Raw genomic sequence first — 14,293 nt, forward strand, 5'->3', positions numbered from 1 at the left:
TCACCTAATTCGGTATGGTAGAAGGTATCCTTGGCCCATTGCGGTATCCTTGGCCCATTGCTCAGCATCTGTTGAAAACATAGTCACTTACCTCAACTTATGATTTTTTGTTGAGATCAGTCAGGCAGATAAAGGTTCAAAAAAAATCCCTCGATTCTCATCGAGGGATTTGTGTAGGAAAGCCAGGTTGTTACGGGGCTTTTTGCTGAATCCTACTGATTCATGATTAGTTGAGATAAGCGTTGAGCATCCACATCAGTTTTTCTTGTTCGCGGATATAGTCGCTCATCAGCGCAGATGTCCCTTCATCGCCTGCATCACCGGCTAGGTTCATGATGTCGCGCTGTAGGGCGATCAGAACACTGAAGCCTTCGACCAGTGCGCGCACACCGGCTTGACCATTCGCTTCAGGATTGTGCTCTTTGATCTCACTGACTTTCAAATACTCGCTGAAGCGGTGCTCAGCGGTACCACCGATGGTGAGAATACGCTCAGCCACTTCATCAATCTTGGTTTGAAGATCGGTGTAAATTTCTTCAAATTTAGTGTGCAACTCGAAAAAATCGTTGCCTTTGATGTTCCAGTGAAAACCACGCACATTGGTGTAAAGCACTTGATAGTTCGCCAATAGCGTATCCAAACGTGCACCCAGATCGGCGGCTTTGCTGCTGTCTAGGCCAATCAATGCTGCTTGTTTACTCATCTAATGCCTCCTTAGTGGCAAAATCAATGTGTTTGACGTCTACAGATAGCAAACGCCAAGCACTGGAAACGGTGTCGCTTCAAATGATGAAAATAGGATAACTACCCGATATCAAAAAAGAAAATGGGTTAAACCTATATAGCTGATAGGGCGTGCCTATGATGTGATCGACGTAGCGTCGTGGACCATAAAGTGATCGGGCAGGGTAGCGAGTCCGGCAATGAGCGCGTCTAAACAGCGTTGGTCGATTGCCGTATCTACCTCTTCGCGCATGATACTCAGCGCCTTATCCACGGGAATAGGACCACGATACGGCCGCTCTGCAGTGATGGCATCGAATATATCCGCGGTAGTAATGATGCGTGTTAAAAGCGATATATGCTCGCCCTGTATTCCATCGGGATAGCCGGTACCATCGAGCTTCTCATGGTGCGCGCTCGCGAATTGGGCGAGATCTCGATAGGACTTGTTCTTTTAGTTGGGGGGCATCAAGATGCTGCCAAATGTGGAGGGCGTTAGCGCATTCAATAATGTATCTACCAGATGTGGATCAAACCAAGTGCCACGTCGCGCTTGTATTTCTTGCAGTGCCGCTTCAGTGCCAGATTCGGTGCGGAAAACATCAATCACTTGGGTCATCAAGGCGATACGCGCATAAGGAGGGATTGCGTCACCGCTTAAACCGTCAGGGCATCCACCGCCGTCGTAGTGCTCATCTAGAGCGTAAACCGCGTTGGCAACTGCCTCGCTGAACCTCAGTTCACGCACAATTTCTGCACCATGCGTACACCGAGTTTCTATCAGCTCTTGGGCCTACATATCACCGTTTCGTATGATATCTAATGTCGTAGAAAATATTTCCATAAAGCCCCGTTTGACACCGGTATTTTTGAGCACACTAGACAAACTGCCATCGACGATTTTATAGCTTTGTTTAAAGGCTAAATCGTTAGTGAGATAAAGTTCGCAGATCCGTGCTGCATTGCTGCTACATCCTGCATCTTTTAATAGCAAGGTATATCTGGCACGCTGATCTGATTGCTGGCGCAGAATCTAGTGGCTCGGTGTTAGGTCATTAGTTAACTGTACACCAGTTGACGATGCATCGTTCATTCAGTGAGTCAGGCCTCGAACCGTATCTGAGACTTCTTGCGCGCCGGCATGGATATCTTTCATCACTTCATCGACCGCCGTCACCTTCTCTTGTCCAAGCGAGGACTGTTCACTCACTCTCTCCATCGCCTCACTGACTCCCTTAATCAGTTGCTGGTTTTCATCAACCACATCCGCGATTTCAGTGGTCGATTTACTAGTTCGCTGTGATAAACCGCGTACTTCATCTGCCACGACCGCAAAGCCGCGTCCTTGTTCGCCGGCGCGAGCAGCCTCAATAGCGGCATTCAATGCGAGCAAATTGGTTTGCTCGGCAATCTGTTTGATGGTGGTGACGATATTTTCAATACTCTGTGCATGCTGATTCAGTTGGTTAACCTGATTAGAGGCTTCTATCGCTTGTTCAGAAACGTTTTGCGACAGCTGTACCGCTTCTTGCAACAGTACGCTGCCGCTTTCACTGTCTTTTAGCGTTTGCTCAGACGATGCTTGAGCCAGTTCGGCCGCATGATTCACAGCCTGATTTTTCTTGACGGTATCCGTGATGTTGGTGGCAAACTTAATCACTTTCACCACCTGTCCATTGGTATCGAACACAGGGTTGTACGTGGCTTCTAGCCATATCTCATTGCCGTACTTGTCGCGGCGCAGATATTGTCCTGCGGTGAATTGACCGTCAGCCAGTGATTGCCAAAAATCGGGGTTCTCATCGTAGAACTCTTGGTCGCAAAAAATACGGTGATGCTGGCCGGTAATCTCGCTTTCTTTATAGTGGACCGTACTGAGAAAGTTTTTATTGGCACGAATAATGGTGCCATCGGGCTCGAATTCTATTACCGCCAATGAGCGATCAATGGCCTGCATTATGGCGTCTTGACGTTTTGATTGCTGGTGCCGCTCAGTAACGTCTGCGGCCATTTTGCGTACCTTATTAAYATTCCCATCTTCATCTTTGATAGGCACATAGGTCGCTTCCATCCAGATTTCATGTCCATCTTTGTGGCGGCGTCTAAATACGCCTTGCTGGGGTTTCCCTTGCGCCAGTGCTTGCCAGAACTGTTGATATTCTGACGAGTTTGTCGTTTCCTCAAAACAGACTGCGCGGTGGTGCTGACCGATTACCTCGTCTCGCTGGTAACCGATAATGGCGAGTAAACGATCATTCACATCGATGACCGTCCCGTCGGGTGTAAATACAATTGAGGCGATGTGTTGTTGAAGAGCACTGAGCTCCGCTTGAAGCTCTGCGTTTTCTTTCTTGCAAGCATCTAACGCGCGTTGAGTCTTTTTGAACATAACTACTTACTTCCCGTTGTCCAAACCCGCGAAGTCATTATCTCTTTATAGACTCCACATATGCTCGTAAAAGTATAGATGTCAGGGGCAGGATCAACGTAGTTTTTCCAGAAAATTATTCATCACTCATAATGATAGCTACCTTATTTGTTGGCGATTCAATGATTTCCGTTGTTTACAAATCTATCAAAAAATGTATCTGAGTGTATCATCGCTCTTTCGCTGTGCGTCGAAAACGCTTAACCTATGCGGTCTTAGTCGGTTCGCCTACCTGCAAATGTAACGTATTCATAACCCTCCTTCATTCCTTGTTACAAATCGACTTTTTTATTTTCAATAATTTCTGAAAATTCGAAATATTCATTGATCCTCGACAAAGAAACTCCGTATCATTCCCCAGAAGCACTGTGAGGGAGATCAAGATGGAGCTGTCGCAAGAGCTAAGAAATGTGGTGATGCATTTCGGCGAAATGGGAAGTCGGTGGGGATTTAACCGCTCGGTCGGCGAAATGCTGGCACTGATTGTGTTGAGTGAAAAACCGTTAAGTGCCGATGATATTGTGTCGGCGCTCAACATATCTCGTGGCAATGTCAGCATGGCAACCAAGGAATTGCATGGCTGGAACTTGATTCGCTCACAGCGTACCCCCGGAGACAGAAAGGACTACTTTGTGCCTAACGGCACCATCTGGGAGTTGGCGCAGCAGGTACTCGCTGAGAGGAAGAAGCGAGAGGTGGATCCCACCTTATCTATGCTGCGTGCACACTTTATGCGAAGTGAAGATGACGCTGAGAGTCATTCGGTTAAGCAGTTACATGAGATCCACGATCTTCTCGAGCTGTTTAACCATTGGTTTGACGATGTTCAGCAAATGAAACCTGAGCATTTGAAGAACCTGATGAAACTGGGCAGCAGTGTCGGCAAGCTTCTCGAGCTGTCTGGCAAGTTGTTTCACAGTAAGTCCAACGAACAATCGGGCAGTTAAACTCCTGAGGGTAATGTCATGTTAGATACTTTAATGTTGTCGCGGATCCAATTTGCGGCCAACATCAGCTTTCACATCCTGTTTCCCACCATCACAATCGCGCTTGGGTGGATGCTGGTGTTTTTCAAGTTCAGATATAACCGTACCGGTGAGCAAATCTGGCTAGATACCTATTACTTCTGGGTCAAAGTGTTTGCGTTGACCTTCGCGCTGGGCGTAGTGTCCGGCATCACGATGAGCTTCCAATTCGGGACCAACTGGCCCGGATTTATGGAGAAAGTCGGCAACATCGCTGGCCCATTATTGGGTTATGAAGTGATGACGGCATTTTTCATGGAAGCCACCTTCCTTGGCATTATGTTGTTTGGTAAGAACCGGGTGCCGAATTGGGTTCATACCCTCGCAACCTTGCTCGTAGCGATTGGTACCACCATTTCTGCATTCTGGATTTTGGTGCTCAATAGCTGGATGCATACCCCAACCGGTTTTGAAATCATTGATGGAGTGGTGCACCCAACTAGCTGGTTTGAAGTGATTTTCAATCCGTCGATGCCGTATCGCTTAAGCCACATGCTATTAGCGTCTGGTTTGACGGCTTCTTTCTTAATTGCGGGGATCTCTGCTTATCAGAAATTAAAGTCACCGACCTCAGGTGTGTCAGACAAGCCTTTAAAAGTGGGTATCACCGCTGCGGCAATTCTGATCCCATTACAAGTACTGGTTGGTGACATGCACGGCCTAAACACACTTGAGCATCAACCACAAAAAATTGCGGCGATGGAAGGTGTGTGGGAAACCGAACAAGGTGCGCCTTTGCTGCTGTTTGCGGTACCAAACGAAGAAACACGCTCAAACGACTTTGAAGTGGGGATCCCGAATCTGGCGAGCTTGATTTTGACTCACAAACTCGATGGTGAGATCAAAGGCTTAGAAAGCTTTGAGTATCATCCACCGGTGAAGCCGTTGTTCTTCGGCTTCCGCATCATGGTCGGAGTGGGTGTGCTTATGCTGGTGGTGAGCTGGTTTACTGCTTATCGCGTTTGGCGTAATCAACCGATGCCGAAGTGGCATTTGATGGGGCTGGTCGCCATGACATTCTCGGGCTGGGTAGCGACGCTTTCGGGCTGGTATGTTACAGAGATCGGTCGTCAACCTTGGCTAGTGCAGGGGGTGCTAAAAACGGCGGATGCGGTGACACCCGTGGCAAGCTCGCATGTCGGTATTACGTTAACTATCTACCTCACACTCTATGTGGTGTTGATGGTAGCGTACATCCGTACTTTGTTCTTCTTAGCCAAAAAACGTCTGCCCGAGTACCAGTCAGACAACCACGCTCAGCCAAATAAAGAGGTGAACGCATGAGCATAACTCCTTATCTGCCTGAAATTTATCTGCTGCTGTTTGGCTTCTCGGTATTTATGTATGCCGTGCTCGATGGCTACGACCTTGGTGTGGGGATGCTGTTGCCGAGCTGCAACCAAGCGCAGCGAGACCGTATGATTGCATCGATTGGCCCATTCTGGGATGCGAACGAGACTTGGTTGGTACTGGCGGTAGGTTTGTTGTTGATTGCCTTCCCTGCGGCACACAGCATGATTTTGACCGAATTGTATTTGCCTACGTCTGTGATGTTGGCGGGTCTTATTCTACGTGGCGTGTCGTTTGATTTTCGTGCCAAAGTGAAACCAGAGCGCAAAGACCTTTGGGATCGCTGCTTTAAAGCGGGCTCGTTTATCGCGTCGATGACACAAGGCTACATGATTGGCCGCTATGTACTGGCGTTTGATGACAGCACAGGTGCGTATTTGTTTGCTCTGTTAAGTGGCCTTTGTGTGACCGCCGCCTACATCTATATTGGTGGGACTTGGCTGGTGATGAAAACGGAAGGGGACTTGCAAAAGCGCGCGGCGAAATGGTCTCGCCGCGGTGGCTGGCTTGCGGCGCTTGGCGTATTAGCTATCAGTATTGTCAATCCGCTGGTGAGCGAGACAGTAGCCGAGCGTTGGTTTGGCTTCCCTGAGATTTTATTACTGGCACCCGTGCCACTGGTGTGTCTTGCAATTATGTTGCTCGTAGACCGCTATCTGCGCCACGTGCCGGTCGAAAATGATGTGGGCTATCAGTTCCCATTCATTGGCGCGATCATTTTGTTTGCAATGAGCTTCTTTGGCTTAGCATACAGCTTCTTCCCTGACATTATCCCCGGCGTGATGACGGCGAAAGAGGCGGCGAGTGCCACTGGCACCTTGTTGATTGTCGGTTATGGTGCGATGTTCGTGCTACCGATGATCTTCTTATACACCCTCTTTGTGTACCGTGTCTTCTCAGGAAAAGCCACCGAGCTTAACTACGAGTAAGCCATACGTAACACACCCCTAATCGATGAGCCCAGCGATAGACGCTGGGCTTTTTTTTGCTCGGCGTTTGAGTGTGATAGCGATGGTATGCCCGTCACGATAAAACGGTTAGCGACAACCAGCCTTTTTGATCAATCTTTCGTGCCCTAAATATTGGTCGTGCGAAAGGTTATATCTCGTTATAGTTTGTGCTTCTCGACGCTCTAACCGGAGTGGCCCATCATGATTTGTTGTCACCTGATGCGTGCTTTCAAAACGGCAATCTGCCCTTTTTGTAGCGAATGTCGGCCATGTGGTGCTTATTTTCATTTTTCTTCGCATTTCTTGCTTAGTGTGAGGCATTGACTCGCGGTTGGTTTGGGCCAGCATTGAGTGAAAATGAATCCTTACTCCCCTTATCATTTCCTGCGTTACTATGGTTTTCTGGTGGTATTTTAATCGATTTGTTCATAAATACTGCTATCAGTACAAAAGATTTGATCTGGAGCAAACCTTTTTGAAATTGACCTAAATCATTGTTGTAGTTGTATGTTTCTGTTTTTCAATGGTTGGTCGTGTAGCGATTTGGTTAAAAAATCTATTTGAGATCTAAATATTAGCGTGTAAGATTATATTTAACTAATCGTTCAATTAAAAACGAATGGGAGCAACAATGCCTAAGGTAGGGATGCCGGAAGTACGTAAACCGCAGCTCGTTAAAGCCACCATGACTGTGATTGGTCGCGTTGGTCTGCATGCGGCAAGTATCTCTTTGATTAGTAAGGAAGCCGGCGTATCAACAGGCATTATCAACCACTATTTTGGTGGTAAGCATGGTTTGCTGGAAGAAACAATGCGCGTGGTATTGCGCGAGCTTTCAGCCACTGTCATTAACACGTTGCGTGGGATCCCTCGTCATCACCACCAAGCGCGTATTAATGCGATCATTAACGCGAACTTTGAAGGTTTTCAGGCCCAGTCTGATGTGGTGAAAACTTGGCTCGCGTTCTGGTCATATGCCATGCATGACAATGAGTTACACCGTTTACAGCGCGTGAACGAGAAGCGCTTGCTGTCGCATTTGCGCATTGAGCTTAAAGCGCTATTGCCGGTCGAGCAGGCTGTCATGGTTGCTCAGGGGATTGCAGCATTGATTGATGGTATTTGGTTGCGCGGTGCATTGAACCCTAAAGGTATTGATGCCAATAACGCTCGCACCATTATCAATGACTATTTAGATAAGCAACTGACCTTTTATGGTCGTCCTCAGGGCTAACCCGGGATAGCAGCTGACATGCACACACGAACAGAAAAGAATTCAGGATTAATCATGGACGCGAAAACGCTTTTTATTAATGGTCAGTTAACTGACGTATCCAGTGGTGAATACTTTGCCACCGTGAACCCTGCAACGGGTGAAACACTGGCACAGATCGGCCAAGCTTCTGCAGACGATGTGCAGAAAGCGATTGATGCCGCAAAAGCAGGCTTTGCCGTTTGGTCTCGCATGACCGCGATGGAGCGAAGCCGAATTCTATTGAAGGCGGTTGCTTTATTGCGTGAGCGCAATGATGAACTGGCGAAGCTGGAAGTCCTTGATACGGGTAAGCCGTTGCAAGAAGCGATTGACGTTGATGTGGTGACCGGTGCTGATGCGATTGAATACTTCGCAAATCTAGTGCCATCCATGCAAGGTGAGCAGCAACCGCTGTCTGAGAACCAATTCTTCTACACCCGTCGTGAGCCACTTGGCGTGTGTGCAGGCATTGGTGCGTGGAACTATCCAATTCAAATTGCGATGTGGAAATCAGCGCCTGCATTAGCGGCAGGTAATGCCATGGTGTTTAAACCATCGGAAGAAACCCCGCTCACAGCCCTTAAGTTGGCAGAGATCTTCACTGAAGCCGGTATGCCTGACGGCGTATTCAACGTGGTTCAAGGTGATTACCGTGTTGGCCAAATGCTGACAGCACACCCAGAGATTGCCAAAGTTTCTTTCACCGGTGAAGTCGGTACCGGTAAAACCGTGATGGGTGATGCCGCAAAGACCCTGAAGTCAGTCACCATGGAACTGGGTGGTAAGTCACCTTGCATCGTGTTTGATGATGCGGATTTAGACAATGCGGTATCTGCGGCTATGGTCGCCAACTTCTATACCCAAGGTGAGGTATGTACACACGGTACCCGTGTCTTTGTTCACGACAGCATTTATGACGCGTTTGTCGAGCAGCTGAAATCGCGCACCGAGAAACTGGTTGTCGGTGATCCAATGGATATGAACACCCAAGTCGGTGCATTGATTTCAACCGAGCACCTTGAAAAAGTGATGACGGCCATTCAAGGCGCGAAAGCAAGTGGTGCCACCCTGCTAACCGGCGGCGAGCGCTTAATGGAGAATGGCCTCGACAAAGGTAACTTTGTGGCCCCGACCATCTTTACTGATTGTGATGACAGCATGGCGCATGTGCGCGACGAGATCTTTGGCCCTGTGATGTCAGTGCTGCGTTTCTCGGACGAGAAAGAGGTCATCCGTCGTGCCAACAATACCCATTATGGTTTGGCCGCTGGCATCTTTACCCAAAACCTGTCGCGTGCGCATCGCGTGATCCATCAGCTTGAAGCCGGTATTTGTTGGGTGAACACCTGGGGTGATTCGCCAGCAGAAATGCCTGTCGGTGGCTACAAGCAATCAGGCATCGGCCGAGAGAATGGTGTCGAGACCCTGACTCACTATACCCAAACCAAGAGTGTGCTGATTGAGCTAGGCGATTTCGCTAGCCCATACGCCTAACCTCAGTTAACGGAGCGACCAATATGTCACAACGCTACGATTATATTATCGTCGGCGCGGGTTCGGCCGGCTGTGTGCTGGCGGATCGGCTCACCGAGTCCGGCGAACATCAAGTGCTATTGCTTGAAGCCGGGGGCACCGATAAAAGCATTTTTATTCAGATGCCGACGGCGCTGTCTTATCCCATGAATACCAAGCGCTATGCCTGGCAGTTTGAGTCTTTGCCTGAGCCAGGCTTGGATGGCCGTCAGCTACATTGCCCACGCGGTAAAGTGCTGGGTGGTAGTTCATCTATTAATGGCATGGTCTATGTGCGTGGTCACGCATGCGATTTTGAAGAATGGGTTGAGCACGGTGCGAATGGCTGGGGTTACGCCAGCTGTTTGCCTTACTTCAAACGTGCAGAAAGCTGGTCAGGCGGTGAAGATACTTACCGTGGTGGTCAGGGCCCTGTCGGTACTTGTAACGGTAACGACATGAAACTCAACCCGCTTTATCAAGCCTTTATTGATGCGGGTGTCGAAGCGGGCTATCCAGAAACCAAAGATTACAACGGTTATCAGCAAGAAGGCTTTGGGCCGATGCATATGACGGTTGATAAGGGTGTGCGAGCTTCAACGTCAAATGCCTACCTACGTCGCGCGCTGAAGCGCAGCAATCTGACCTTGAAAAAGGGTGTTGTGACTCGTCGTGTCTTGCTGGAAGGCAAACGTGCGGTAGGTGTGGAATTTGAAAAGGGCGGCAAAATTGAACGCGTGATGGCAGACAAAGAAGTCATTTCCAGCGCGGGTTCAGTAGGCTCACCGCAACTGCTGCAACTTTCAGGCATTGGTGCGCGTGACGTACTGGAAAATGCAGGTGTTGACGTCAAGCACGAGTTGCCGGGTGTGGGTGAAAACCTGCAAGACCATCTTGAGGTTTACTTCCAGTTCCATTGTAAAGCGCCGATTACGCTCAACAGCAAGCTGGGGTTAATTAGCAAGGGAATGATCGGTACTGAGTGGATCTTGACCCGTAAAGGCTTGGGTGCCACCAACCATTTTGAATCATGTGCCTTTATTCGTTCACGCGAAGGGTTGAAGTGGCCAAATATCCAGTACCACTTTTTACCTGCAGCGATGCGTTACGACGGTAAAGCGGCGTTTGATGGGCATGGTTTCCAAGTCCATGTGGGCCCAAACAAGCCTGAAAGCCGCGGCCATGTACGTATCAAGTCGGCGGATCCGCAAGATAAACCGTCGATCCTGTTCAATTACATTACCACCGAACAAGATCGCCAAGACTGGCGCGACACCATTCGTTTGACCCGTGAAATCATGGATCAAAGTGCTATGGACCCTTTCCGTGGTGAAGAAATTCAACCGGGTCGTGATGTCACCACAGACGAAGCGATTGATCGTTGGGTGAAAGAGAACGTGGAAAGTGCGTATCACCCATCGTGTACCTGCAAAATGGGTGCAGACACCGATTCGATGGCGGTACTCGATGAGCAGTGCCGTGTTCGAGGGATTCAAGGTTTGCGCGTGGTGGATTCATCGATTTTCCCCACCATTCCAAATGGCAACTTGAATGCCCCAACCATCATGGTAGCGGAGCGCGCCGCTGACATGATTCTCGACAAGCCACTCTTGCCTGCTGAGCAGGTGCCAGTATGGATTGCGGCTGAGTGGCAGCAAAAGCAACGCAATCAGAACGCGCAAAGTGAGAAAGCCACCGAAGGTGCGCCTTCACTGGAAACTAATCAGTAAGTATTACAAGGAATCCAAGATGTCAATGAACAAACGTAAGACCACCAAAACCCTGATGACCGTGGTTGGCCTGAGCTCTATGGTGGCGTTTAGCGCCGCTGCCAACCAATGTGAGACGGTACGTTTCTCGGATATCGGTTGGACGGACGTGACCTCAACCACAGCCATCACCACAGAAGTGTTAAAAGGCATGGGCTACCAAACAGAGACAGACTTGCTGTCACTGCCTGTGACTTTTTCATCTCTGGCGTCGGGCGACATCGACGTATTCCTCGGTAACTGGATGCCAACCCAAACGGGCGATATCAAAAAGTATATTGAAAACGGCACTGTAGATAGCCTACGCGCCAACCTAACGGGTGCGAAATACACCCTTGCCGTGCCTAAGTACGTTTACGATGCGGGTGTGACCAGTGTTGCAGATATCGCGGAATACGCTGACAAGTTTGACTCTCGCATTTATGGCATTGAGCCAGGCAATGATGGCAACACGCAAATTCAAAAAATGATCGATACCGATGATTTTGATCTGGGTGATTTCCGTCTGATCGAATCAAGCGAAGCGGGCATGATTTCGCAAGTTTCACGTGCTATTCGTCGTGGCAAATGGGTTGCTTTCCTAGGTTGGGCTCCACACCCAATGAACAGCAACTTTGATATGAAGTATCTGTCTGGTGCAGATGACTACTTCGGCCCTAACTACGGCGGTGCCACGGTTCATACCAATGTTCGTAGTGGCTATGTCGAGCAATGTTCGAATGTGGGTCAAATGCTCGAGCAGCTTGAGTTTAGCCTCAAGATGGAAAACGAAATGATGGGCAAAATCCTGAACGACGGCGAGAAGCCAGAGGTTGCAGCGCGCGAATGGCTACGTAACAACCCAAGTGTGTTGAACAAGTGGCTAGACGGTATCACCACACTAGACGGTAAAAACGCCGTAGAAGCTGTGACTGAATATCTTAACAAGACTGAAGCGTAACAAAAAAGTGTAGAAGGAGAGGGCGGTTTAATCGCCGCCCCCTAAGGTTTTATTGTGAATATTATTACAGATAACAAGATCCCACTCGGTCAATGGATGGAAAATGGCGTTGACTGGTTAACCATGAACGCCGCGGGCTTCTTTGATGCCATATCGATTGGTTTAGATACCAGCATCATGTTTTTGGTCGACATCTTTAAATGGATGCCACCTGCAATGCCTATCATCATGACTGCTGCGTTAGCGTGGTACCTGCAGCGTCGAATTTCCATCGTGATCTTTGTTGTGAGTGCGCTCTTGTTGATCCTCAACCTGGGCTACTGGCAAGAGATGCTGGAAACCTTTGTTCTGGTGTTTGCCGCGACAACGATTTCCGTATTAATTGGCATACCGCTTGGGATAATGGCTGCTCACCGGCCCTTAGCGTATACCATTATGCGTCCACTCTTGGACCTAATGCAGACGGTACCGCCTTTTGTATATTTGATTCCAACGCTGGTTCTTTTCGGCTTAGGGATTGTACCGGGACTGATTTCCACCATCATCTTTGCGATTGCAGCACCGATTCGCTTGACTTATCTCGGCATTACACGTGTGCCAGAGGAGTTGGTAGAAGCTGGCCGTGCATTTGGCGCCAACCGCATGAAGCTTTTGTTTAAAGTGGAATTGCCCGCGGCACTGCCAAGCATTATGACGGGCGTGACGCAATGTATTATGTTGTCACTGTCGATGGTAGTTATCGCCGCACTAGTGGGGGCTGACGGCCTCGGTAAGCCAGTGGTTCGCGCACTAAACACTGTCAACATTTCTCAAGGTTTTGAAGCGGGTCTGGCGATTGTACTGGTAGCCATCATTCTTGACCGCCTGTGTAAAGCACCAAACCAAGGCCATGAATAAGGGGGATACCATGGACGCAATCGCAATTAAAAATCTTGATGTTGTTTTCGGTGACAACGTACAACCCGCACTCGATCTGCTCGACAAAGGCTTAACGCGATCAGAGATCATCGATCAAACTGGTCAAGTCGTGGGTGTGGACAATGTGTCACTTAATGTAAAAGAAGGTGAGATTTGCGTATTGATGGGCCTATCTGGCTCAGGTAAATCGAGCTTATTACGGGCAGTGAATGGCCTTAACCCGATTAGCCGTGGCAGCCTTGAAGTGCGCGATGGTGACCAAATGGTGGATATGGCGAGTGTGGATGCACAAACGCTGCGTCATCTGCGGACCAACCGTGCCTCAATGGTATTCCAAAAATTCGCTCTGATGCCTTGGTTAACCGTGGTGGATAACGTTGCCTTCGGTCTAGAAATGAAAGGCATCAGTAAAAAAGAACGCCGTAAGCAAGCATTAGAAAAACTTGAAATGGTGGGATTGGCGGATTGGGCCTATCAGTATCCACATGAACTGTCTGGCGGTATGCAGCAGCGTGTTGGCTTGGCCCGTGCTTTTGCGATGGACAGTGACATTCTACTGATGGATGAACCGTTTTCCGCACTGGATCCCTTGATCCGTGCTCAGCTACAAGACGAGCTACTGGAGCTGCAGAAAAAACTCAACAAAACGATTTTGTTTGTGAGCCATGATCTGGATGAGGCACTGAAAATTGGTAATAACATTGCCATCATGGAGTCCGGTCAGCTTATTCAGCACGGTAAACCTGAAGACATTGTTCTGCGCCCAGAAACGGACTATGTTCGCGACTTTGTGGCACACACTAATCCGTTGAACGTACTGAAAGGTCGCTCAATGATGAAAGATATCGACACCATGCCGCACGTTGAAAACCGTTGGAAGGTGTGCGATCAGCGTGATATCTGGGTGACAGTAGAGCCTCAGGGAGCATTGTCGGCCATGGCGGGCACACAGAATTTGCGTGTGGCTGAGTGGAAAAAAGACATGGCAGACTTGTCACAAGTAAGCTCGGATACCATTGTAATGGCATCGCCTGATATCGAAATGCGTGATGCGATTGAAATCCGCTATCACACCAACAAACCCGTACTACTGGTAGAAAATGGCAAATTGGTTGGCACGCTTTCCGATCACGATTTCTACCATGCCTTGCTCGGCAAGTATCAGCAGTCGTGCGATAGCCAAGCGGCTTGACTCACGTCAGCGAATAAATCCTAACTAACGACAAAGCCTGCTCATGGAGCAGGCTTCAGATTGCTGACGAACCCCGCCTTTTTAGGCGGGGTTCTTTTTGATAAGCGGCCGTAGGCCGCGATCGCGATATTTTTTGTTAGAGAGTGGTCGTTACCGACCAACGCCTAAATTGGCGGATAGAAGCCAGTATTTGCCTTATATCCGCCATGTTAAAGCCACATTTTCTTAGAT

The 14,293-nt window shown here is 48.9% G+C and carries 11 protein-coding genes and 2 pseudogenes; 9 read left to right on the top strand and 4 right to left on the bottom strand.

Going from position 1 to position 14,293, the window contains the following annotated elements; translation table 11 throughout:
- Positions 1-226 precede the first annotated feature (226 nt).
- The 4 genes and pseudogenes from BZJ18_RS15670 to BZJ18_RS17810 form a co-directional block, all read right to left on the bottom strand.
- Positions 227-703 carry a Dps family protein gene (locus BZJ18_RS15670; protein ID WP_077458140.1) on the bottom strand — a complete coding sequence of 159 codons (477 nt, stop codon included), beginning with the start codon at positions 701-703 and terminating at the stop codon, positions 227-229.
- A gap of 156 nt (positions 704-859) precedes the next feature.
- Positions 860-1,756: pseudogene (locus tag BZJ18_RS15675) on the bottom strand (HD-GYP domain-containing protein).
- A 60-nt stretch (positions 1,757-1,816) separates the two neighbouring features.
- Positions 1,817-2,332 carry a methyl-accepting chemotaxis protein gene (locus tag BZJ18_RS17805; protein WP_443216520.1) on the bottom strand — a complete coding sequence of 172 codons (516 nt, stop codon included), beginning with the start codon at positions 2,330-2,332 and terminating at the stop codon, positions 1,817-1,819.
- 12 nt (positions 2,333-2,344) lie between these two features.
- A pseudogene (locus BZJ18_RS17810) lies at positions 2,345-3,112 on the bottom strand (PAS domain-containing protein); the annotation flags it as partial.
- A 422-nt stretch (positions 3,113-3,534) separates the two neighbouring features.
- Here BZJ18_RS17810 and BZJ18_RS15685 point away from each other — a divergent pair.
- From BZJ18_RS15685 to choV, 9 genes are all read left to right on the top strand, one after another.
- Positions 3,535-4,098: a GbsR/MarR family transcriptional regulator gene (locus BZJ18_RS15685; RefSeq protein WP_069588024.1), complete on the top strand. Its 564-nt coding sequence runs from the start codon at positions 3,535-3,537 to the stop codon at positions 4,096-4,098.
- A gap of 18 nt (positions 4,099-4,116) precedes the next feature.
- Positions 4,117-5,460: a cytochrome ubiquinol oxidase subunit I gene (locus BZJ18_RS15690; RefSeq protein ID WP_077458144.1), complete on the top strand. Its 1,344-nt coding sequence runs from the start codon at positions 4,117-4,119 to the stop codon at positions 5,458-5,460.
- Positions 5,457-6,455 carry a cytochrome d ubiquinol oxidase subunit II gene (gene cydB, locus BZJ18_RS15695; RefSeq protein ID WP_069588028.1) on the top strand — a complete coding sequence of 333 codons (999 nt, stop codon included), beginning with the start codon at positions 5,457-5,459 and terminating at the stop codon, positions 6,453-6,455. The genes BZJ18_RS15690 and cydB overlap by 4 nt, the downstream gene beginning before the upstream one ends.
- A gap of 652 nt (positions 6,456-7,107) precedes the next feature.
- On the top strand, positions 7,108-7,710 hold the full coding sequence (gene betI, locus BZJ18_RS15700) for a transcriptional regulator BetI (protein WP_069588030.1): 603 nt from the start codon (positions 7,108-7,110) through the stop codon (positions 7,708-7,710).
- A gap of 54 nt (positions 7,711-7,764) precedes the next feature.
- Positions 7,765-9,225, top strand: coding sequence for a betaine-aldehyde dehydrogenase (gene betB, locus BZJ18_RS15705; RefSeq protein WP_077458146.1), 1,461 nt, complete (start codon positions 7,765-7,767; stop codon positions 9,223-9,225).
- A 23-nt stretch (positions 9,226-9,248) separates the two neighbouring features.
- Positions 9,249-10,973 carry a choline dehydrogenase gene (gene betA / locus BZJ18_RS15710; protein ID WP_077458148.1) on the top strand — a complete coding sequence of 575 codons (1,725 nt, stop codon included), beginning with the start codon at positions 9,249-9,251 and terminating at the stop codon, positions 10,971-10,973.
- A 19-nt stretch (positions 10,974-10,992) separates the two neighbouring features.
- Positions 10,993-11,952, top strand: a complete 960-nt coding sequence (locus tag BZJ18_RS15715) for a choline ABC transporter substrate-binding protein (protein WP_077458150.1) — start codon at positions 10,993-10,995, stop codon at positions 11,950-11,952.
- 54 nt (positions 11,953-12,006) lie between these two features.
- Positions 12,007-12,849, top strand: coding sequence for a choline ABC transporter permease subunit (gene choW, locus BZJ18_RS15720; protein ID WP_069588035.1), 843 nt, complete (start codon positions 12,007-12,009; stop codon positions 12,847-12,849).
- A 10-nt stretch (positions 12,850-12,859) separates the two neighbouring features.
- Complete coding sequence (gene choV, locus BZJ18_RS15725; RefSeq protein ID WP_077458152.1) at positions 12,860-14,062, top strand: choline ABC transporter ATP-binding protein; 1,203 nt, start codon at positions 12,860-12,862, stop codon at positions 14,060-14,062.
- Positions 14,063-14,293: the final 231 nt, after the last annotated feature.

Origin of the sequence: Salinivibrio sp. IB872 (genome assembly GCF_001995345.1) — a bacterium.
GTDB classification, from domain to species: Bacteria; Pseudomonadota; Gammaproteobacteria; order Enterobacterales; family Vibrionaceae; genus Salinivibrio; species Salinivibrio proteolyticus.